Genomic DNA, 23,851 nt, shown 5'->3' on the forward strand with positions numbered 1-23,851 from the left:
TAAGTTCATTACATACAGATAGTTAGCTGTGCGCGTTTTCACTGGTCCAACGAGGTAAACGCGCATGCGCACTAATAAAATGTTCTTGACCTGCGGTAGACGATTTTTAGCAAAAAAGAAGTGATATTTAAGTCTAGCCGAAGGAATAGATAGAGCCAAACGCGATGGAAGAAACGCCTCATTTATGATAGCTTGAAGGCACTTGCTAAGGCTCGTAAAGCGAAGCTTTCAAAGAGACCTGCAATTGACTTCAAGTAAAGCAGCGATGCTTCCCTCACGCCGCAGGGGGCATAAATTAAGCCCCAAGGGCATGGAATAAGAGCTCACGGATTGAGTAGCGATAACCTCCTCTCTCCGAAAGTAAAGAACAAGCCGTTACACGAGACCTTCGGCTCGTGAACTAAATCGTTAAGAGCCTATGAGATACATAGACGTAGAGTGGAAGCATGATTTCAAAGATGAGCCTACAAGGCTTGTCTCAGAAATTGGAGCGGATGATTACGAAACAAGAAAATTGGAGTTCTTTCCTGATGGCTCAGTTGGCTTTGCTTTCGAATCAACAGAAAGCCTCAATACGAGGCTAGGTACTGATGTTGTGCCGCCCTTAGAAGAAATAAACTCACAACAAGAGTTTCGGGGGAAAACAATATCAAAAAAGCAATTCGAGTTGCTTTGGCAAGAGTATGTGCCAAGTAGCTCTTAACAAGTTTAGGCAAGCGACGCCAAAAAGCGGCGCGCCTGCTAAAAGCGTTAGGTTTTTAAAGGAGTAAGGCTTTTGAATTCAATTAGGAAGATTATATTAATTAGTTTGTTTTTACCATTTGCAGCTTTCGCAGAAGGTAAAATTGGAATTGCCGCAGGTGTGTCTGTTGATGGATTCTTTAGTCCTGAAATAACCGAGTTTAAAATTAATGAAGTTCATTCTGGATCCCCAGCAGAAAAAGCTGGAGTTACAGTGGGTCAATTAGTTATTGAACTTGATGGTTGCAAGATTCCTGGCTGTCCAGCGGCTAAAGCTAAAAAACTAATGGATAAAGAAACAGGTGAAATATTACCATTGCTTGTCAAAAACTTAGATGGAAGTGAAGTTTTGCTGAAAATCCATGTCGGTGAGTAAAAACCTAACAAATAAGGATAGGCCGCGCGCAGCCGCGTCCTTATCCCGAGTGTTGAACAAGCCCGATTGATACCTTTAATTGTAAATAACAGATCGAGAGTTCGGTCTGTTTGAATGATTGGTCAGTAGTTTGTTTTCACCAGAACATATCTAGCCCTTAGCAAAGCAGCCAATTAGACAAGTCCCGCTATATCAGTGTGTTGTATTTACTCCCCTTCTTTTAACTCAGTGTTACCGTTATCCTTATTCTTCCTGCGCTAGGCTGTGAACATTGAACTCGTCGGTCGTCTGTTGAGATGAATGCCCATGAAGCGCATCGGCTGACGGCAGCAAGGACAAGTGCGGTTCACCACAGTACGCTTTAGCTCTGGCACTTCCAGACTTCCTACTACTTGAGGCAGCGCACCAGCAACCGCAAGCATTAGCTGGATCTGCTGACGGATCTTTCGACTGCTACCTTGCAACAAGCCATAATCTCTGACTCGTCGTAGCCCTTTGGGTAATACGTGTTGCAGCACTAACCATAAGAACTTCACCGTAGCTAAGGTACGTATTTTTGTCGTTTTACTCTGGCTGTCTTGATACTTAAAGCTGACTTGGCCATCTATGTCGCTGATAATATCCTTATCGGGTAATACACCGCGATAGAGGTATCGGGACAGGTACTTTAGAGCTGGTAAGCCTTTGCCCACATGCAGGCAATCGACTACCCACTTCTTAGGCAGGTGTTCTGGTAACATGATGTTGAGTTTTTCGGTCAGTTGTTTAAGCAATCTTGCTTTCCACACAGTGGCGAGATTAAAAGCGTTGAACAGATATTTACCTCTGCTTTTCAACCACTGATTTTTGGCTTTGTTGAAGCTACCTGCGGGAATGATGAAGTGAATATGCGGATGGTAGTCTCTACGCCTGTTGTGGGTATGCAGTACGCCAGTAAAGCCAACCTCTCCACCGAGTTGCTTTGAGTTTTTTGCGAATGCTTTTAGCACGCTGGCAGCTACAGAAAACATAGCTTGATAGCTCAACTCAGGTTGATGTTTTGCAATGACTCGAAGCTCAAAAGGTAGGGTAAAAGTCACCATGTAATACTCAACGGGCAGTAGTTTAGCTTGCTGCTTGTTGAGCCAATCTGTCGTGGTGTTGTGCTGGCATAGAGGGCAGCTCCGGTGACCACATGAGAGTGGATAATCAGTGGTATGAGTACAACTCTGACAGGCCCAATGACTCGTGCGTTCAGTATTGGTGCGACAGCTGAGCATCGAATAAATGGCTTGTCGCATCGCGGTTGTTATCTGTTGCTCGTATGCCTGATTAAACGCATCTAGATGGTCACGTAAAATATCGATGAACTTCATACGCCACACTCCCACTTCAGCGCTAACCCCTCTGTCAGCAAGTTAATTGCCTCGACGGTGTTCTTGCGAGTGATCTGGGGAAGTCGTGTATATCGAGCAGTGGTATTAAGGCTGTTATGGCCGAGCAGGCTTTGAACAGAGCGCAGATCTAGCCCTTGTTCTAGCAGGTGTGTAGCATAACTATGGCGTAGATTATGCGGGCTGATGGATTTATGAATGTTGCACTCAGCAATGACGCGTTTTAGCGCTTTTTGGATCCCACCTTTGTCTATCAATGAGTCAGACTTGTTATCTTTACCGGGAAACAGGTAGCGGGGATGGCGATGGGTTTTCCAGTAATAACGCAGTGCTAGTAAAGTACGTTTAGGCAACGGAACCAACCTATCTTTACCGCCTTTAGCGTTACGAATATGCACCTGCATTAACTGTGAATCGATATCCCCCACCTGCAGTGAAATACCTTCGCCAAGCCTAAGCCCCATGCTGTAGAGCACCAAAAAGAACACCTGATAACGCAGTTGATGAGTGAGGCTAATGACGATAGCGACTTCAGCAGGGGTTAGAATATCGGGCAAACGTTTTACCGGTGGCGGCTTGACGATGTTGAGCCACTGCCACTCCTGATTGAGAACATGACGGTAAAAAAACTGCAGGCCGTTACGGTCAAGTTTAATAGTGCTCCATGAGTGTGATGCGATTAAATCGGCAAAGTAGCGCTTCAAATCATCAGTAGATAGGTTATCGGGGCAACAATCAAAGTAGTTCGCAATACGCCTGACTGCACGACTATAAGCGCCGATGGTTGCGGGTCGCTTGCCTTGTAGGGTTAAGTTGGTAAGATGTTGTTCATAAAGAAAATCAAAGCGTTGTTGTTCGGATGTGTTCATGACAATACTCCTAGGTTAGCGCTCCAAATGGAACGCCTCTAGAAAGTATTTAGGATGGAAAAGCAAAGAGGCTTGTTATCTCTTCTGCCGCGTAGCGGCTTCGTTCAACAAGCAAATTAACAGGACAAAAAACAGTTGATTTTGCTCCTGCATCGCTATTTTAACCAACTATTTTTTGCCCATTATTTGGGCATCATGTGGCTAGGAGGCCTAACTCATGAAGATTAAGATCAGGAGAAGTTCTTCTCATTCATACGGTATTTTTCGGAAAATGAAAGTCGTATTGGACGGCAAAGTAATTGGACATTTAAAAAGAGGAACCGAATTAGAGTTTGAATATTCTGAGGGTAGCGAAATTTTCGTAAAAATTGATTGGTGCCGAAGTCCTAAATTAAAATTATCAGTAGAAAATACATCATTGCTCTGTGGTACTGAAAATTTTTTCAAGGCACTTTTATTTACATTTATATGGCCTGTGAATGTTTTCAAACTAGAGTGCGGTTAATTCGCCACATAACAAGGGTTATCAAGTCGGACTCGTAGCAGCTTGCTCGCCGCTTAAAACGGCGTTAAGAATCAATCAAGCATGAGTAATCTAAGGCGAAAATTAGAGCTAAAAATTGATCCTGAGCAAGGCTTGGTTTTAGACCTAGATGATTGGAACATCGAGATTACATCGAGGATGTCTTGGCTGAACATTTTGATATCGATTATGAATATCTTGTCGAAGATGAAAAATCAGGCAGATACACTTTGTATTTCTGTGACTCTGCCAAAGAAATTGATATTCAAAATGCCATAGAAATATTACTCTTAAACTCACATAGTAGAGCAAAAGTCCTAACGCAGAAATGTCCAGAAATGAGTTAACTTGTGATTGCCCAAGAGGTACCAGTAAGGTCAAATCGAAGAGATAGAAAACTCGGTGTGAACACAGTTGTGACCTTCCGAGGCATGGACGCCGAGGTAGAGCTCACATGGAAGTGCTCGTAGCGCGTCACAAATGTGTTTGCACATGAGGCCTGCTGCAAGCGATTCAAAACAATGAAGGTTAACGCTACCATCAGCCATACCAAAAACCAATTCAGCCAAATGTTATAAGCCAAAAATGCCAACACCTTCATTCGAAGGTAAATCCACTTTTGTCCAAAAGTGATTTGATTTTAACTTACCTAATGCTCCAATACAGCTAAATCGAAGAGATGAAAAGTCGGGTGTAGATACGCTGGTAAGCTTCCGTGACAGGGAAGTCACCGCAGAGTCTACAGGGATGTACTTGCGGCGTCTCACTAGCGTATCTGCACATATGGCCTGCCGCAGGCAATTAATAACAGTAACGGCTACCGCTAAAACAAGGGTAATGAATTTCAATTAATCACAAAGAAGGTCACCCTTTAACGCAAAAAAGGGCTTAGATTTTCATCTAAGCCCTTTCAATAACTGGCGCCTGTTACTCCATAAAGTAACTAAAGCGCCCTCACTAATCGCTAAAATTAATGAACAATCTCCATTTCTGCCAACAGGTTATCGGCATGATCCAGATACTTCATCACCCATAGCATGTAACGGCTGTCGACCTGAATAGAGCGGTTGGTGTCGGTATCGTAACCCCAATCACCAATGATGCTCTCATACACACCGTCGAACAGTAGACCGACTAGCTCGGCGCGGCCGTTTAGTGTTGGCGAACCAGAGTTACCGCCCGTTGTATCTAAGGTCGATAGGAAGTTAACAGGCACAGAGTCAATTGATTTCACGTAGAAATCGCCGTACTGCTTCTGCTTAATTAACTCAAGCTGCTTCTTAGGTGCATCGAATGGATCTGCGCCAGTATCTTTAGCCAAAATCCCCTCAAGGCGGGTAAATGGCACAGCCTGCAAGCCATCTTGTGGTGAGTAACCTTTCACATGACCCACAGTCACACGCAGGCTTGAGTTAGCATCGGCATAAACAGGCTTACCTAGCTCTTTGTTGTAAGCGATGATGGCATCCATATACTGAGGACGCACCTTCATTAACTTACCGGCTAACTCTTTCTCTTGCTTCTCTTGGGCCATATCTGTGTCGTACATGGCTACCGCAAACTTAATGAACGGATCGTTAGAGGCTTTAAAGTCACTGACCGATTTGTCCATCCAAGCGAGACGGGTTTCTTTATTACCAAGTTTGGTTTTAGCATACATCTTGTCTAAGGTTTTGCTCAGCTTAGCGGCATCGAACTTCTTACCCAGACCAAATGCTTTATCGAGTGCAGGGATACGCTCATCGGCTGGCAATGCGGCGTAACGCGTTAGTAGATCGAGCACAACCGCTTTATCAACACTTGGCGCATAACGTCTATCGATACGCTCCATACCAGACTTAAAGCGCGTCATATCACGCTCTTGATAACCTGGCTCACGCGCCATATCATCAAGCTGCTTTTCATTGGCTAAACGATATAGATTTCGTGCTGTAGGCAACATGGTGGTGTAACCCAGATAGCCTAAGATAATGTCGCGCGCTTGGTGATCTTGGCTCTCTTTGATCAGCTTATCGAGCTCAGCCATGGTCTTGCCGTATTTAGCCTGACGCGCGCTGTCTTTGTTGATCCAAGCCGTTAGCTCTGCTTCACGCCCTTTACGGTCATCAAGCATGGTCGACTTGCCATAGAACTCGATCATCGAGGTGAAGTTTTTGGCATAGTTAGCCAAGCCAGCAATCAGGCTCTCATACTTGATACGCTCGTCGCTGCCTTCTGGGGCGGTTTCTTTAATGATCTCAATAAAGCGTTCGCGCAGCATCTTACCTTCTGGGTAAGCCCACTCGAACTGGTTTTCGACTTCATTGGCGGTGCGGTAACGGTTAGTGCGACCAGGATAGCCAGCCACCATCACGAAATCACCGTCACTCACGCCTTTGGCCGAGACTTTAAGGAAGCTCTTTGGCTCGTAAGGCACGTTGTCTTGGCTAAAGTCGGCAGGCTTGCCATTTTTCGCCACATAACCACGATAGAAAGAGAAGTCACCGGTGTGACGTGGCCACATCCAGTTGTCGATATCGCCGCCATATTTACCCACGCTCGCCGCTGGATTATACACCAAGCGCACATCGCGGATCTCAAGCTGTTTAACCAAGTAGTATTCTAAGCCGCCATGAAAGCTATATACCTGACAGCGATAGCCATCTTCCGCTTCACACTCTGCAACCAGCGCTTTCTCTTTGGCTTCAATGCCTTGGTAGAAATCGTTACCGACTTTCTCTGCTTGTCCCGCTTTAACCTTGTCGGTCACATTGGTGACGGCTTCGGTGACATAGATACGAGATCCAGGTGTGGCAGGCAGTTCGTCAGCATAAGATTTTGCTAAGAAGCCATCTTGCAGTAAGTTTTTCTCCGGCGTTGAGTTGTATTGAATAGAGCCATAAGCACAGTGATGGTTAGTCACAACCAGCCCTTTAGGTGACACGAATGATGCGGTACACCCACCGAGACTGATGACAGCATTCATAGGGAATTCAGTTAATTTTGAGATAGATTTAGCATCAATCTCTAATCCTTTTGCTTTTAGCTCATCCGCCATTGCGGGTAACTGATAGGGCTGCCACATTCCTTCATCAGCTTGTGCGGCAAAAGAGGCCACCAGCGCTGCTGTTATTATCAATTTTTTCATTTTGCTAAGTCCGTTTTGTTATCGTTATTTCATCGATATCATGATGATTGTTAAACCCTAAATTTCAAACATAAAAAAAGCCGGGCTAATGCCCGACTTTATCACAATTTTTAACAACTCACACAGCGACAACCCTGCCTAAAACAGGGATAGAGTTGTAACCAACTGTGTCATTACAAGGCGACCCAAAGCTGGGCAGCAATAATAACTAATCCTAGCGCCGCTGATGCCATTAGCGCTGGCTTTCCACCACACACTTGGTAACCACCAAGATCTTGTTTACGCTGACTAAGTGCCATAGCGATCGGCAAGAAAATAATCATCACCACTAATGGAATAGCCGCAAACCCTAGCACCTGAATAAAACCATCGGGGTAATAAAGCGCGCACAATAACGGCGGTACAAAGGTCACTAGCCAAGTTATGATACGGCCACCAACATCGTCTTTAGCACGAGTCAGCTCAGCAATATAGTCAAACAGACTCATGGTTACCCCAAGGAAGGAAGTGATCAACGCCAAGTTAGCAAACAGGTCAATACACTGCTGCAAAATAGCCGAATGAGCGATACCTTGAAGCGCCGAAACCAATTTAGGCAATGAGCCTTCAAACCCATAAACCGTCGCGCCACCCACCGTACCTAAGGTCACCATTAGCCACAGGATGTAACAGACTAATGGAATCGTCGAGCCAATAATCAACACCTTACGCAGTGACATAGCATCACCATCCAAGTAGCGCACAATCGTCGCAATACACACATGGAAACCGAATGAGGTAAAGACCACAGGAATTGCCGCTAGCCACAGGTTACCTAGTTCACCTTTTGATACGATCTCACTCGCCGATTCACGCAAGATATAGCTAGGGCTCACTTCAGGTAGCAAAAACAACACCACGACGATAAAGAGCGCAACCATGGCGGTAAACAGCACCCGAGAAACTTTGTCGATCCAAGAGACACCAACGGCGATAAAACCACCGAAGACCACAGTAAAAAGCAGCACCGCGAACTCATGGTCCATGGTAATACCCAGAGGCTCAAAACGAGATTTTAATAGCGAAGAACCGCCCATCAGGTACACCATAGTCAAGGCGAACAACAGGCTTAAGAAGGAACCACCTTGGAGTAACTGGCCTACTTTACCTAATGTTTTACCTGTAATGGCGTGCACGTTTAAACCAACGCCTGCACGCAGGTTGATTTCTAACATTAACAAAGAGGTATAAATGGATATGGCCCAAATGGATACCAATAGAAGTAACGCGGGAATCGTGCCTAATGAAGCGGTTGCCAGCGGCAGTGCCAACATTCCGCCACCAATTGCAGTACCAGCGACTATGGCAATAGAGCCAAGCATTTTTAAGTTCACAAAATTGTCCTGTCTTTAATTATTATCTATTTGGGAAGGTCAGATTTAGAACGGCTGCAAAGGCGGGAATTAGTAAAAAAACAAACTAAGTGCTAGCCTCCTAACCGAACTTTTGCATCTCTGCCTAAGTACGAGTTGGGTTGGCCTCAACAGCTTAGCTAACATAGTGTACCGATACTCTAGCTAAGCCCTTGAGGCTGCATAAATCGGTAACAATATCGATAGGTTTGTTTCATCACTACCTTACTCTGTAAATTTGACTGCTTGGCACATTAACAGAGGCAAACGCAGTGCACAAGGCATCTATCGCAATCCAAGCCAAGATTGTGCAATCGAGCAACAATGCAGAAATAACGGCACTACAGACAGCTTGATTACCGAACACTTTTCACTACTGATTTAATAATCTAGGATCTTGCCATAGCCGATCTTATCAGTATAATTGCGCCACTGCTTTAGGGGAGTAGCTAACGAGTCTCTATTTGAGTCGCGAGTGAGTATCAACACACTTGGCCATATGCCATGGTACTCACAGCAAAATGAAGGGCTGTAAACGCCGCCACTTTTGCCTGGCAAGACCTAAGCACAGTAACCGCTCAAATTAGGGGGGCGGCGGACTGTGCTTGGATTTTTTGCCCCCTAAGGAACCATCATGGAAGCTTTACTCGCATCAACTTTCACCGTTGCCATTGCCGAAATCGGCGATAAAACTCAACTGTTAGCGCTTATTCTTGCCGCCCGTTTTAAAAATAAAACCGCCATTATTTTGGGTATCTTGCTATCAACATTAGCCAACCACTTTGCTGCTGCCTGGTTTGGGCAATGGGCCATCAATTGGCTAAGTCCAGCGCTGGCCACCTATTCAGTCGCCTTCTCCTTTTTTGCCATTGCCTTATGGGTATTAGTGCCAGATAAGGTCGATAGTGAAGAGAGTCGTTTTTATAAGATGGGTCCTTTAATCGCCACCTTTATTCTGTTCTTTCTGGCTGAAATGGGCGATAAAACCCAAATAGCTACAGTAGTACTGTCGGCCAAATATGATGCTCTCGGTTTAGTCGTCATAGGCACCACCTTAGGCATGATGATCGCCAACGTACCAGTGGTGATCGCTGGACACTTCAGCGCCGATAAATTGCCAATGAAGTGGATCCATCGCGGTTGTGCCGTCTTGTTTGCGCTATTAGGGGTGGCGACGCTATTGGTCTAGGAGCTGGGAGTTACGAGCTAAAGGCCTGAAGCGAGAAGAATACCAAGCAAAAAACCAATGGCTTAGCCATTGGTTTTCATTCACTTGTCGCTTATAACCCGAGAGCTTGTTTAACTCGCTGACCATAATCACTGTCGGCGTTGGTAAAGTGTGTCACCATGCGTTGCTGAACATCTAGCGTCGCTTGGCTCAATGACCCAGATATAGTGGCCACCAGACGTACTTTCTCCTCTTCTGAGAATATCCGGTATAGATTTCCCGCTTGAGTAAAATCGTCTTGATCATAACGGCTGTAACGCGCCGCTTCGCCCTCAATTCGTAGTGGTGGCTCAGCAAACTGAGTCGGTTCCACTAACGCTGCAGCCGTACTATTTGGACCGTAGTTTGCGCTAGCGTCGGCGCCAGTCTGACTGCCACTAAATGGACACAGAGTACCAGCCATTGCACCGCCACGTTGATGGTGGTTAGCTTGCGTAGCATGCGGGCAGTTAACAGGTAACTGGTTATAGTTAGCACCAATACGATAACGCTGGGCATCGGCATAGGCAAATAATCGCGCTTGCAGCATCTTATCTGGTGATGCGCCCACACCTGGCACTAAGTTACTCGGCGCTAGCGCCACTTGCTCCACTTCGGCAAAATAGTTTTGCGGCAGACGATTAAGCTCCAGCTCACCCACTTCAATTAACGGGTAATCGCTATGCGGCCAAACCTTAGTCAAGTCAAACGGGTTGATATGATAATGGTTGGCGTCAGCTTCTGGCATGATCTGCACATTGACCGTCCAGCGAGGGAAATTACCATCATTAATCGCAGCGACCATGTCGCGTTGCGACGAGTCCGGGTCAATCCCTTTCAAAATATCGGCTTGCTCACCCGTCAAGTTGACCACGCCTTGTTGTGATTTAAAGTGGAACTTGACCCAAAAACGCTCACCCTTGGCATTCCAGAAAGAGAAAGTATGCGAACCATATCCATGCATTTGACGATAGTTAGCGGGAATACCGCGATCTGACATTAATATGGTGACTTGATGCATGGCTTCAGGGTTTAGCGACCAAAAGTCCCACATTGCCTGTGGATCTTTTAAGTTGGTTTGTGGATTACGCTTTTGAGTGTGAATAAAATCGGGAAACTTGATACCGTCACGCAAAAAGAAGGTTGGCGTATTATTCCCCACAATATCGTGATTACCGCGAGCCGTGTAAAAACGCAGTCCGAAACCACGCGGATCACGCTCCGCATCGGCAGAGCCCATCTCACCGCCTACGGTGGAGAAACGAATGAAGGTCTCTGTTTGTTTACCAACGCCATTAAAGTGATCCGCTATGGTGAAATCACTTAGATCTTTAGTTAAGGTGAAGGTGCCATATACACCAGTACCTTTGGCATGAACGATACGCTCAGGAATACGCTCACGGTTAAAATGCGCTAGCTTCTCAATTAAGTGCCAATCTTGAAGTAGCAGTGGACCACGCTCGCCAACCGAGAGTGAGTTTTGATCATCGGCAATAGGGGCGCCGCTTTGGCTGGTTAAAGTATTGTTCGTCTGAGTCATTATGTTTATCTCCAAAGTTCAAATTTGTCTGCGCTAAATAGGTTTATTCAACTAATGCTTGCTGTTAATCCAATCTTCAATCACGTCATAGATGGTTGCCATAGTGTGAGCTCCTAACCGACGCCTTCCGTCAATGCGACTTCAATAACGCAATAATAGAGCGAACAGGAAAACAATAAAAACGATTAAAATGAATCAGAGTTATAGATTTAACAGATTAAGAGTGAGTGATGATGACTTAAATGTAGGAGTGATGGAAAGCTTAAAATACTGAAGTGCTTGAGCGATAAAGAGATTTTTAAAATAAAACAGCCCAACGAATGCGGGCTGATAGTCAATAGAGTGGTTACAGGAAAAGCTCACCTGCTCCTTTTACCAATCGATATAACATTATGCAATCGATTGATCATAAGTTGTTCGGTACTGCCCGCAACGACTAACCGTCAGAAGCTGGTAGCTCTGGCTCACGATATAGCTTTACTAAATAGTAGGCATCGATTAACACTATAAAGAAGTTAACTAATGCAACCGGAATCGCCCCAATAGCAACACCGTAGGCGACGAAAAGCAACGCACCTATTAAGTTCCACCAGCGTAGCTTCTTGATATTTGACATCATCAATGACACAGCCACAACCACTGAGGCTAGATAACCTACCCATTCCCAAATTGTCGCGCTATCCATAGATACCCCTTCAATTAACAAACTCTATTTTTTATTATGGACACTAACTGCTATAAACGACAGTAATGGCCAAGATAACAAGCGTTTATTTAGCACAATAAATACGCGCTATATCGCTAACAATTAACGCTGCACTACGGCAGCCGTCATACGGGAGATACAACATAGTTCGCCCGCGCTATTATGGATCAGAATTTCCCACACAGAACTGCGTTTCCCCAGATGAACGGGTTTTGCCGTCGCAGTGAGCACCCCATTACGTGATGCCTTCAGGTGATTGGCATTAATCTCTTGCCCGACGCAATAAAATTTCTCGAAATCGACAACAAAATTAGCGGCGTAACTGGCAACGGTCTCGGCCAATGCGACGTTAGCACCACCATGAACAATGCCAAGTGGATTATGGATCGCTGGAGAGGCTGGCATAGTAGCCTTCATATAATCCTCGCCAATTTCAGATATTGTAATCCCCATGGTTTGCATCAATGTACCTTTACCATGCATGCCTGCATCCATCTTGGCGCAGTCTTCCAGTGTCACAGGTCTAAACCAAATGCTCATGCGTTATTCCATTTTGTCTTTAAAGAGGGAGCGTTAGTCTACTGCGTCAGACCGGAAATATAAACGGGTAGAAGCAATTGCCTTACGGGTTAGTCGATTGCAATTCGAGAGTGAAAAGTGCCGTTTGCCTGGTGCATACCAAGAAAAGCGCCCACCCCAAAGGTTGGGCGCAGTTTCGAGCTCTAAGGCAGTACCAGACTAACCTTATTAAACAATAAGATTAACCGCCGCAGCCATCAGAACTTCTGGAGTTGATATAGCGAACATCTTTCGCTCTGTCATAATCTACAGGGTCAAGCGTGCCATGCTTTTTAATGAATTGATAAAGCATATCTGCGTCAATAAAACCTGTATCTCTCGCCTTTTCCTTCAACTTGGGATATTTATTACCGCCCGCAGCGTTGTAGCTAGGGAGAGTAAATCGATAGTTATCCTCTAGGTTAAAAGGCTTACCGCCAACCGTTCTAATATCGACATCTTTAGCTTTACAATCAACGGTCATCTTGATGCCACTGAAGTGGGCAAAGCCGCCAGAACCTCGAGTCTTAAGCGCCACCTTAGACAGATACTTCTTCAGTTCTGCCCCATCCATTTCAGTCACAGTCACGCTGTTAGAAAAAGGCTGCACCTTAAGCACATCACGATAGCGAATAGGCCCTTTCTTTATGGTGGCACGAATACCTCCAGAGTTCATGATGCCGAAATCTGCAGGCACAGGAAGCTGAGTCTGAGCATGGGCGATCATCATCCCCAGAGGTGTAGCCTGGTTACGAACAACCTTACGCTTACCAATGAAATCCGCTTTTGCAACACCGATCTGCTCTCTCAACTTCAGCTGACCATTACGCTGATAAGGACGGAGCAGTTCAAGGGTTTCTTTATCCTTAGGCGTCATCATTTCAGGCGGATAATAGGAACCAAACTTGGTTTCGGTATTCACCGGCACCAACTGGTAGTTTGCCAAGTGTAACTCACCACCATAGTATTCAAAATCGGCGCGACCAACATACTTGCCCCATTCGTAGGCTTGCATGATCCAAGTGCCATTTTGACGATCAGGCTTACAAGGTTCATCTCGACCATAATCTTTTACGTACTTACCAGTATCCCCTTCCATACACACAGGTAATTGCGAATGACCGCCAATAATTGCTTGGATCTGGCCAGGCTTTAGGCTACGAGCCAGAGCAACATCACCGGGCGCGTTGCTGCCATGTACCCCGTTTTCATAGTGACCCATATGGGTAAGGCCAAAAACAAGGTCCGGCTGATACTTCTCTTCAAGCTCAGCCAAAACCGCTTTAGCCTCAACTTGAGCGGGTGTGAACTTTAGCGCTTCAACGTACTCTGGATTGCCGATCACCGCAGTATGTTCGGTAGTCAGGCCGACCACCGCTAGCTTCAATCCTTGAACCTCGAATAGTTTATAGGGTTCAAAGTAGCGTTGCCATTCACCATCAACTTGGCGATAGATGTTGGCCGATAACCAAGGAAACTTTGACCAGCCTCTCTGCTTATCCATCACCGTCGATGGATTATCAAACTCATGGTTACCTACGGCCATGGCGTCATAGCCAAGGTGGTTCATACCGATAAAATCTGGCTCGGCATCTTGAAGATCAGACTCAGGAACCCCCGTGTTGATATCGCCACCAGAGAGCAGTAAAGTCTCCCCACCTTGTTCGGCGACCTCTTTACGGATCTGGTCCAGTATGGTTTTTCGTGCAGCCATACCATACTCACCTCTTGAGCCCTGCCAAAAGCGGCCGTGGTGATCATTGGTATGCAGCACGGTGAAGCGCTTACAGTCATCACCAGCGGCTTGACAGGCAATGGATGCTGTCGTCTTAGGCGCCTCTTTCACCTTTTCCTTACCACAGCCGCTCAATACTAATGTTAGAGCAATAGCTGAGCCAGTAAGAAATAGGCGAGAAGGACGGAGTGAAGTATTCATAATAATACCTTCAATAATATTCAGATAAGCGTTGTCACTTGCCCTAAGGACTTTGTATCGATATTGACAACAACCCGCGCAAAGCAAGCTATAGACAACGTCTGTAGCGTTAAAAAAAGCAGCACCCAGAGCGATCCCGGTGCTGCTTTTTCAGGCTTAACTGATGATTAGCCTTGGCGGCGACGCAACCAGACTAGCGGTAGAAGTAGAGTCATAAAACCACCTAAACTACCCGCCCCATCTGGCTTAACCCAACCAGGCTCTTCGGTGTTTGTCACCTCAATGCTAACAGACTTAGCGAAGCTTTCTTCGCCAACTGTTGCCGTGAGTTCGAACACAAGTACTTGGTCAATATTGACACTAGGTGCAGTCACATCAAGTGTCAGACCTGTAGCGCTAAACACTGCCGTAGTACCAGATACCTGTTTCCAGCTGTAGCTAGCCCCTTCTGGTGCATCGGCAACCGCTGCAGTAATTGAAGCCTTTTCACCTTCAGTCACTTTAGTTGTACCAGCAAACTCTACATTCAGTGTCAACGGCACGTTGATCACGCTTAGGCTAACCGCTTTAGTTGTTTCCAACGTACCGTCACTGATGGTCAAGGAGAAGTTCAAAGTGTCATCGACTGCAACCATTGGTGCGGTCAGAGACAAGATCGCCTCATTGCCAACAACAGTCTTCTCTTCACCAACAATCTGTTCCCACTTGTAAGTAAGCGCAACACCTTCACCAGCTTTGATTGCAGAGGCATCGATGGTATATGCAGCCCCTTCAGTAACACTTTCAGGAGTAACAATATCACCTTCGACTACCAAACTAGGGCTTGGATCATCACCACAGGCAGCACCATACACTTCTTGCACTAACTCAGGGCGGTCAATGAAGGGGTTACGGTTACCCTGGTATTTGTATACCTGGTTGTTACGGTTCTGCTCGTAGGTATCAACAGCATCTAACTGACTCCACGCATACAGAGTACAAAGCGTACCAATAAGCGGAGCGTCATCCTCCTCGGTCGTCGTTAGACGATCGACCGCGACGAGATCAGGCATATTAGTTGTAGCTGTATCGGTACCTTGATAGCGCGTATCCATATACATGATCATACGGGCAACGTCGCCTTTCACCTCATCACGAGGCTCCCAGCAATCCGTGGCTTTGTCCAGATAGTTACCAGTACCAACACCGTTGAATAGAACCTCTTCACCAGTGTCCTTACACAGACCAAAGTCATTATTGCTTCGTGCAGTGTTGATACCTGGATCTGAAGGACGCAGGTGGTGAGCATCGGTATAGCCCCACTGAGACTCACTTGGGAAGCCATGGCTCTTGGCCCAAACGTGTTCACGGTTCCACTTACCTACACCGCTACCACCCGTCTGGTTGTCATACTTGGAAATAGAAGCACCTGTGTAGATTTCGATAACATTTTTATCGTTATCTGGATCTTGGTCTGCATAGCTCAGAGCGCTCCAAACCTGCTTATAGGTCAGTTGCTTATGATCTTTCGCAATGACAACAGACAGGGCATTCTTAAGTTCTTCGGCATTGGCAAAATCACCACTCAGAATATCTGAGTAATAGATCTCACTATTGAACTTAGTAGGATCGGCAACCGGAGTCAGCGTCTCGCAACCCGTGCAAGGACCAGTTTCTGGCTCTGGTTCTGGAGGCGTAACCGAACCGTCGCAGGCTCCCTCACCAGCACAACCAAGGCCGTCAGAGGTATCGACATCAAATACTGCCCACTGATTGTTGGCTCCAGGGAAATCGCCTTCAGCAACTGTGTCACCGGCAGTGACACTGGCTTTACGACGCAGCGTCTTGTTCGCTGTAGAGAAATTGGCATCATTTGGATCGGTCCAAGCAGAGCCTGGATCTTCACCACGCTTACCGAAGCGATCGATAACCACATCGTCTTTGGTCAATACCAGCGCATCATCACCGTTGAAATAAGTGACCGTAGAAGCATTGCCTACTTTAAAGGCATCTGCAGCACCTGCGTTGTGAAAAACAAGACTCTTTCCAGGCTCCAGAGTGCCAGTCAGTGTCTCACTGTTGCCAGGGTTTGATGCGTCAGCACCATTACCAAACAGGGTCAACTTATAAACGTTGGCATCCAGATCGATGGCAGTGCCACCGACGTTAGAAATCTCAATCGCTTTGTTGTTGCTGCTACCTTCAATATATTCGGTCAGCAAGAGTACGCCAGGCGTCGCTTCAGTGCTACAAGCGCCTTCACCCGAGCAACCAAGGCCATCAGCAGTGTCAGTATCGAACACGACCCACTGATTGTCTGTACCAGGGAAATCAGCCTCAGCTACGGTATCACCAGTAGTGACACTGGCTTTACGACGCAGTGTCTTATTCGCTGTGGAGAAATTAGCATCGTTTGGATCTGTCCAAGCAGAACCAGGATCTTCACCACGCTTACCGAAGCGATCGATAACCGCATCGTCTTTGGTCAATACCAGTGCATCGTCACCATTAAAGTAAGTGACGGTAGAAGCGTTGCCCACTTTGAACGCATCAGCGGCACCAGAGTTGTGGAAAACGAGACTCTTTCCTGGATCTAGCATGCCAGTCAGCGTCTCGGTGTTACCAGGATTTGATGCGTCAGCGCCATTGCCAAACAGAGTCAGCTTGTAAACATTGGCATCCAGATTAATGGCACTATCACCAACATTGGAAATCTCAACCGCTTTGTTGTTGCTGCTGCCTTCAATGTACTCAGTAATCAGTAAGTCGGCATTGGCTGCTGTAGACAAGCCGCCCAAAACCATGGCAGTGGCCGCAGCAACTGCATTCATTTTAATTCTCATAATCGTATCTCTTTTGAATCCTTGATGGGAAGCGCACTGTCCAAAGGCAGGCGCTTCATTATCGAGAGCAACGCTTATTTGCGAAGACGACGGCGCATAGCAGCTAATCCGAATAGGGATAGTAAGCTGATGAAACCAGTGCTACCAGCACTACCGTCACCACCTGTTTTATCGCTTTCTTCTTCTACAATGTCAGCAATCAAGGCGTCACGGTTAGATACCTTGGCACGGAAAGATTGCTTAGATCCTTCCACAAGTTTGCCATCACGCATTAGGCTTACGGTCACGTCGTAGATAGCAGATGGTGCACCAAAGACCTCAAAATTCACCAAAGCAGTGTCGTCATTAGAAAGGACCACATTAGGCTGTACCATTTGGGTCAAATCTAAACGCTGTTCATCATCCACAGGACTCATACTGATGGTCGCCACATCGCCAGCTTGAGCGGCAATATCTGTAGGGATCTGGTAAGGAACCTTGATCAGCTTTCTCAGTTTTGGCAGGTTCAGAGGCACGTTAGCATCCGCATCACCAGGCTTATAGCTAAGAGAAATTAATGCTGGATCGTGATCCGACGCGCGATACATGTTTGGTTTGTAGAACTTATGCGCGCCAGTGCCGTCGATACTACCTTTAAAGCGGTTTTGGTAGTCATACAGGCCAGTCTCGGCTGCATTAACATGCCAGTCAGTAGCATCAATCACACGATCTTTTAGCGAAGGAGAGATCAAGATGTGATCAAGCGAGCCAATTTCATCACTGAAAGAGTAACTCCAAGGCGTCTCGCCCTTCTCCTTGAACTTTTCACCGACGATATCGACGTAGCCGTAAGTTTTAGTGATGGTAACTGGTGAGCCATCTTCGTTAAACTGAGGCTTAGGTCCAAGGAAAGTGTGGCTAGCGCTAACGATCGTTTTGTTACGTGGGTTCTCAGTTAGAACCAGTACTGGATCTTCTTTAGCGTAAGAGTTCAAATCACCAAGGATGATCTTATCCCCAGGAATGTCTTCCATCTCTTCGCCTAAGTGAACGGCACCCGCTACGCGGAACTCAGCACAAGATCCTTGGAAATCTAGATCCGGTGCTTCACGGTTGTTCCAAGTTGTAGCATTACCAAACTCAACACCTTGCCACTCTTCCCAACAAGTAGAGCCTTTTGACTTAAGGTGATTGACAGATAGCGTCAAACGCTTGCCTGTTTGGTTAACGATAAAGGTTACCACCAAGGCGTCACGGTGATAGTTCTGACCGTTCTCTAGAATTTCCTCATTCTGATCTTTGATCACCTCACCTAAGTCGTTCACTATGGTAGGTGCTTTTTGCTGAGGCATTGGGATCACGCGAGTGCGCTCAATGCTCAACTTGCTTGGGCGATAGATGATACCTGTAGCAATGGCATCAGAACCAATGGCGTCCAGATTATCCAACATTTGATTGCCGTTGTTGTCAAAACCAACAAACACATAACGGTTCTCAGTTGAGTTAGGACCATTGTAATCTTGGGCGCGCTCATCCACATACTGGATATTGACCTGATTAACAATCTCTGCAATGGCTGAGGCATCGCCAAAACCGTTGTTTTCAATCTCCATCAGTGCCATGACATCGGCATCCTGAGCACGAATAATTTCTACCAGCTTGGTTCTCTGGTGAATGTACTCATCGAAAGTCTCTGCACCTCGGCTCTGACCATAGTTGTTATTGTCACCACCGAAAGGAGAGTTGAAGAAGTTAAACAAGTTCTGGCTAGCAACGCGAATAGCAAACTCATCTTCTGCCACTGTGTCTTTCAGAGCAGGTTTCGTCGTACGTGGTAAGTTATGAATAAAGTTATCACTGGTCAACTGGTTGGTAATCGTCAGGCTATAGTCCTGATCAAACTTATCAGTTCCTGGGATCAACTCAGTTTCATATTGACTGATCACACCCTGCGCGTTAACGAGGCTATCATCGATACGAATATAGTTTGTGTGTGGGTCACTGTTAAAACCAGCGTAATAAGGCAAGTCAGTGCCGTTGGACTTAGTGGCACTCTCAATCACTAAACGATAGTCATTGTTTTGCTCATAAGCCGCTTTTGATTCTGGGCTTCCGGCAACGTGCAAGTGGTTGGGCTGCAAGTTAGGACGCTTATAAGCCGCCACCATGTTATTGCGACCGTTAGGAGACGACAAGTAGTTGTAGCTAAAGCTGCGAGTAATACGCATATCTTGGTCGCCATCAGTCTGAGGATCCAGATCTGTAGGCAGGTTAACCAACATACCTTCATAACGCTCTAATGTCTTATCGAAAGAGCCGTTATCAGAGCTTAGAACCTCAATATCTGTAGGCTGCGTTAGAATGTCAGTATCTGTCACGTTCCAGCTAAATGCGGTATCTGCAGATAGTTGAGTCTGACCTTGGTACTCGACGACTTTACTACCGACACAGATAGTTTGCCCAACCTTCAGAGCGCCCGCTGCGCTAGAACTAACGAAGATACCATCGGAAGTCTCAGGATCGTTGTCAGAGGCAATATTGCGAAGATAGAAGCCCTCATTAGGAAGAGACACCTTAGCTGAAATAATACCTTCTACGGCAACTTTTTCAGCTGATTCGGTTTCCCCTTCGGCAATCAGAGGCGAGGTAAAGCCTGTACCCTGGACTTCGCTAGGAGACAAGATTTCATTGCTATCAGTTGGACAAGTGAATATGTCCATGATGTCGGCAGCGTCGGCAGCAGGCAGCTCTGACTTACCTAAATCATCAAACCTCATTGGTAAGATGTTCTGCCATTTAGCTGCATCGAAGGTGCCTGATTGAGCAGGATTACTGCCATCGGCGGCTTTTTTACGACGCAAAGTGGTATTGGGTGCCCACTTGCTAGAATCATTCACGGCACCAACACGATCGATAACGGTATCGCCATTTTTCAGGAAGAAACCGTCATCACTGGTCATGAACAGGTTGTTGTACTTATTACTTGGATCATAGGTAGAGACAACAACGCTGCCACCTTGAGCCACAATGGCATTACGAAACTCTTCGCTCGATCTGCTATTGACAACCACCATAGAAGCACCAGGTGCAAGCGTATAGCCAGTCAACAACGGCTTAGCATCAGCGTTAAGCAACTCGTTGTCGTACTTGCCGCTAGAGCGTTGATAAGCAGTAATGCTATCGGTGAAAGTAAAGGCATCAGAGCCTGTATTAGTGATCTCAACCGCGCCGACATTGGCATCGGTGCTTTGGGTCATTTCGGTGATCAGCAGATCTTCAACGCCAGCGAAGGCGCCCATGCTGATGGTACTGGCAATGGCCAATGATAGGAGACTTTTTTTCATAGTAAACTCTATAAAAGTTGAATTCAATTCGGACTAAAAATACATACGCGCATAAGCGTAAGCTGCCTCTGGGGCCTCGCCTACTCTGCCTTCTAGTGATAGAACGATGTCACGAGCTGGACGATAGTTGAAACCTAAACTGGCCCAACGACGCTCTTTTCCGTACTCTGGAGGCAACTCCGAATAGTCATAGTTCGGACCGATCAGATCCCAGCCCTCGTATTCTTCATGGTTTACAGAGCTGATGATTTCCCAGTGTTCATTCCAATCGTACTTGGCAGTGAGCGTTAGTCCTTGGTTGCGGAAAGTCTGGTAATCTAGGTGTACATCGCCGCCCTTACGTGTAGACAAGTCTTCATCTTCTAAAAAGCCATTGAGACCAATAGACAAATCAGGCATCACTTTCAGGCGTACACCCAAACCTATCTGCTCTTGCTCACCATATTTACTGACGCCGTTGGAACCACCGCGAGTTTCTAAACCAACTACAACAGATAACAGATCAGACATCCAGCCAACATATCCGTTGACTATGTCACCTTGCAGCGCACCACTCTTGTGTTCACCATTGTATGAATAAGAAACACCGTAGATCAGATGTTCAAACTTGGCTTGGTATTTAACTGTGTTCTCTTGGTCACCCGCTTCACCGGTTTCAACAGACTTGTTGAAGGTGAAATCACCGAAGTGGTCGTAGTCGTCGAATGCAGTATCGGTCAAGCCTAGCTCGATCCACTGCTGATCGGTTAAGAGATAACCTACGTACATCTTGTCGATGGCCAACTCGAACTCACCATCGCCGCCAAGCCAGTTGCGACGTTGGTAGTCTAGTTCTAGACGATAAGTGAACTGTTGACGTTGACCTTCTACGCCCATAGTCGCAAAGCTATCATCTACATAGCCCTTGGTTTCGTAGAATTCATCGTGGTTGTAATCTGCATGGGTATCGAAATGCCCACCTACACCTACTTCGCCATACAAGCGAACATGGTCACCTTGACTGTCGCCATCTAGCGTTACAGCGCTCACTGAACCAGCACTAAACATAGTGACGATAGCGATTGCAATTGTTGTTTTTTTTAACATTCCTGTTACTTCCGATTAGAAATTTGTCAGCCTATATTTGAAGGCCAAACTCAAAATTAAAAATGTCTATTAGTAATATCTTAAACTTCTGGCTGGTCAGATAGGTGGAGAGTTCGATGACGAAATCACCGATACAGTTATTACATACTTCATATATCAACCCCATTTTTTATAATAATGTCGCTAACTTTCATTAACGCGCGAAGCGATTGTTGCAGAGTTTTATAACAAAAAAAAGAAGGGTTAATCACATTTGGAATGTATAAGCGATTGTTAAACAAAGGAAAACAGAGCCAGATTGACCACATCAGAGAACGTAGCTAAACTTCAGAAGCAACAAATCCATATAATCAAACACTTAAGCAAGAACAGGGATGCGTATTTTTTTGTATAAAATGATGGAAAAATTAAGATGATTTTTTTATGAAAAACTAAATTTTGATCATGAATCTTCGACTACAAGCTAAAAATGGTCAGAAAAACCCATTTAAAAGCTATAAAGAGGCTTTTAAAAGGCTTTTTATAGAGATAATAGAGACGACCACGAATAACAAAGAGGCGACACAAATCTTGATGATTGCATCTTTCAAAGGAAACGATGCTGTTAAAGAATAGAGTTCGAAGTGGCTAGATAGGTACCCAGCGCTGCTTTTCAATCTATTCGACACTAAATCTAGATGATAGAGTCTTTGAAGCGAGGCTATATTATGGGCTCGTGCCCAAAAGATTCCTTGCTAAGTACAAAACTCCAAGTGGCAGGCATTGGCCTGAGACCAGCGTAGTAGTTCGACTCGATTCCGTGACTGGGTTTTTCTAAAAATAGAGGAGATATGCGCCTTAACCGTGTGCTCACTTATACATAAACGATCGGCTATTTCTTTGTTTCTTGCGCCGCTGGAGACAAACTGAATGATGGTCCGCTCTCTGCTTGTTAACTTCTGCAACATAGCAACCGTATCTTGGGTCAACTCGATACCACTATCTTGCCGGCTCACTAAACGCCTAAATACTTTAGAAATCAACGGACGATCATACCATAACTCGTCACCAACCATCTTACGTAACCCCGTCAGCAACAGGTCCATGCGCTGATCGGAAAACAACAAGCCTCGCACACCAAGTAACAAGGCCGCTTCAGGCTCTAACGTGCCTCTTTCAACTTGGTAAAGGGCAATCGGCACATGGGGTAGTAATCGAGACACAATTAATGGCACACCATTACTGTCTAAAGCGGCACCTTTTTGGGCAACAAGATAAAAACTATTATGATCGCGATCCGGATCGAGATCACTCACCAGCTTAGCGATTCGAGTTTTTAAGCCTATTGATTCCGCCAAAACGGCTAAATGGCAAGGGGTGGAGAGCTGATGTAAAAATACTAATTCGTTGATTCTACTCATTAACTTCTCTCCCTGAAAAGTGTTGAATCACATAACTAACCATATTAAGTATGCTATCCCTATCAATCCTAATGATGACTTATTGACCCATTCTATTCGTCAATTTAATGCGCTAGCCTAACCGATACCAAGTTAGGCCTAGTAGAAAAGTATCGCTATCATACTAACCAAGATTAATAATAACAGCTATCACCAATAGTTATAAGAAACAATAAACTTACAACTATTACCAACTAGAAAAGCATTAACTACCGCTACCTTCTGCTCGTTTTGAGAGAGGCTAGCAATCTATCATGCCAGCGAGATAAAACGATCAAGCTAACCACCGCGCCCAACAGTGCCATCGCCATATCTGATTGGGTATCCCACACATAACCTTGAGTCCCTAAAAAGGATTCTGCATCTTCCCCAGAAAATAGCGCCACCCACCATTCGATAAGCTCATAAAACGCTGAAAACCCAAGAGCGAAACAACAGATTAAAAAATTACACCAAGCTCCAGGCTTAACCACTTCGAGCCTTAGAAACACTTCGCGAGCAAGCAATGCAGGAATAAAGCCTTGGGCAAAATGTCCTAGCTTATCGTAGTTATTACGCTCTCCTCCCATGAGCTGAGCGATCCAATCGAATAGCGGAACCTCGGCATAGGTATAGTGACCTCCCACCATTAAAATGACCGCGTGGATCAAAATTAGCCCATAGGCTAATGAGGTCAAAGGGAAGCGTTTACGGGTAAAAAATAGCACAGGTAAAGCGATCAACGCAGGCACAACTTCTAAAAACCAAGTGAAGTTATCTTTAGGCTCAATACCCGACCAGATAAGCACGGCAAAGAAAATTGTGAGCCAGATAGTGCTTTTATTCAAAATTGAA

17 protein-coding genes are annotated in these 23,851 nt (G+C 45.7%); 4 read left to right on the top strand and 13 right to left on the bottom strand.

The window, feature by feature from the left end:
* Positions 1-418: 418 nt before the first annotated feature.
* Entirely contained in the window at positions 419-703 is a 285-nt protein-coding gene (locus K0I73_RS16105) for a DUF6881 domain-containing protein (RefSeq protein WP_220062057.1), read from the top strand.
* A 72-nt stretch (positions 704-775) separates the two neighbouring features.
* On the top strand, positions 776-1,117 hold the full coding sequence (locus tag K0I73_RS16110; protein WP_220062058.1) for a PDZ domain-containing protein: 342 nt from the start codon (positions 776-778) through the stop codon (positions 1,115-1,117).
* Positions 1,118-1,374: 257 nt separating this feature from the next.
* On the opposite strand, the gene K0I73_RS16115 is transcribed toward K0I73_RS16110, so the two are convergent.
* Positions 1,375-2,472: an IS91 family transposase gene (locus tag K0I73_RS16115; RefSeq protein ID WP_220062059.1), complete on the bottom strand. Its 1,098-nt coding sequence runs from the start codon at positions 2,470-2,472 to the stop codon at positions 1,375-1,377.
* Positions 2,469-3,359, bottom strand: a complete 891-nt coding sequence (locus K0I73_RS16120) for a tyrosine-type recombinase/integrase (protein ID WP_220062060.1) — start codon at positions 3,357-3,359, stop codon at positions 2,469-2,471. The genes K0I73_RS16115 and K0I73_RS16120 overlap by 4 nt, the downstream gene beginning before the upstream one ends.
* A gap of 217 nt (positions 3,360-3,576) precedes the next feature.
* Here K0I73_RS16120 and K0I73_RS16125 point away from each other — a divergent pair, with 217 nt between their 5' ends.
* On the top strand, positions 3,577-3,864 hold the full coding sequence (locus K0I73_RS16125) for a hypothetical protein (RefSeq protein ID WP_220062061.1): 288 nt from the start codon (positions 3,577-3,579) through the stop codon (positions 3,862-3,864).
* A gap of 988 nt (positions 3,865-4,852) precedes the next feature.
* Here K0I73_RS16125 and K0I73_RS16130 read toward each other — a convergent pair.
* Positions 4,853-7,009, bottom strand: coding sequence for a S46 family peptidase (locus K0I73_RS16130; protein WP_220062062.1), 2,157 nt, complete (start codon positions 7,007-7,009; stop codon positions 4,853-4,855).
* 173 nt (positions 7,010-7,182) lie between these two features.
* Positions 7,183-8,382, bottom strand: coding sequence for an aromatic amino acid transport family protein (locus K0I73_RS16135; RefSeq protein WP_220062063.1), 1,200 nt, complete (start codon positions 8,380-8,382; stop codon positions 7,183-7,185).
* Between the two features lie 652 nt (positions 8,383-9,034).
* Here K0I73_RS16135 and K0I73_RS16140 point away from each other — a divergent pair.
* Entirely contained in the window at positions 9,035-9,589 is a 555-nt protein-coding gene (locus K0I73_RS16140) for a TMEM165/GDT1 family protein (protein ID WP_220062064.1), read from the top strand.
* Positions 9,590-9,680: 91 nt separating this feature from the next.
* Here the strand turns inward: K0I73_RS16140 and katB are convergent, their stop codons facing one another.
* From katB to K0I73_RS16185, 9 genes are all read right to left on the bottom strand, one after another.
* Positions 9,681-11,147, bottom strand: a complete 1,467-nt coding sequence (gene katB / locus K0I73_RS16145; RefSeq protein ID WP_220062065.1) for a catalase KatB — start codon at positions 11,145-11,147, stop codon at positions 9,681-9,683.
* Between the two features lie 436 nt (positions 11,148-11,583).
* The gene (locus K0I73_RS16150) at positions 11,584-11,832 is read right to left on the bottom strand and encodes a YgjV family protein (RefSeq protein ID WP_220062066.1); all 249 of its coding nucleotides are present in this window, start codon (positions 11,830-11,832) and stop codon (positions 11,584-11,586) included.
* 123 nt (positions 11,833-11,955) lie between these two features.
* Positions 11,956-12,393, bottom strand: coding sequence for a PaaI family thioesterase (locus K0I73_RS16155; protein ID WP_220062067.1), 438 nt, complete (start codon positions 12,391-12,393; stop codon positions 11,956-11,958).
* Positions 12,394-12,613: 220 nt separating this feature from the next.
* Positions 12,614-14,347 (bottom strand): bifunctional UDP-sugar hydrolase/5'-nucleotidase UshA, encoded by a 1,734-nt coding sequence (gene ushA, locus K0I73_RS16160; RefSeq protein WP_220062068.1) that lies wholly within the window; start codon positions 14,345-14,347, stop codon positions 12,614-12,616.
* Positions 14,348-14,514: 167 nt separating this feature from the next.
* Positions 14,515-17,169 carry an endonuclease gene (locus K0I73_RS16165; protein ID WP_220062069.1) on the bottom strand — a complete coding sequence of 885 codons (2,655 nt, stop codon included), beginning with the start codon at positions 17,167-17,169 and terminating at the stop codon, positions 14,515-14,517.
* 74 nt (positions 17,170-17,243) lie between these two features.
* Positions 17,244-20,492 carry an ExeM/NucH family extracellular endonuclease gene (locus K0I73_RS16170; RefSeq protein ID WP_220062070.1) on the bottom strand — a complete coding sequence of 1,083 codons (3,249 nt, stop codon included), beginning with the start codon at positions 20,490-20,492 and terminating at the stop codon, positions 17,244-17,246.
* Positions 20,493-20,525: 33 nt separating this feature from the next.
* A complete protein-coding gene (locus tag K0I73_RS16175; protein WP_220062071.1) occupies positions 20,526-21,578 on the bottom strand; it encodes a porin in 1,053 nt (350 codons plus the stop codon).
* Positions 21,579-22,312: 734 nt separating this feature from the next.
* Complete coding sequence (locus K0I73_RS16180) at positions 22,313-22,978, bottom strand: helix-turn-helix transcriptional regulator (protein ID WP_220062072.1); 666 nt, start codon at positions 22,976-22,978, stop codon at positions 22,313-22,315.
* A 254-nt stretch (positions 22,979-23,232) separates the two neighbouring features.
* Positions 23,233-23,844: a DUF2238 domain-containing protein gene (locus K0I73_RS16185; RefSeq protein WP_220062073.1), complete on the bottom strand. Its 612-nt coding sequence runs from the start codon at positions 23,842-23,844 to the stop codon at positions 23,233-23,235.
* Positions 23,845-23,851: the final 7 nt, after the last annotated feature.

This window comes from Shewanella mesophila (genome assembly GCF_019457515.1).
GTDB lineage: Bacteria > Pseudomonadota > Gammaproteobacteria > Enterobacterales > Shewanellaceae > Shewanella > Shewanella mesophila.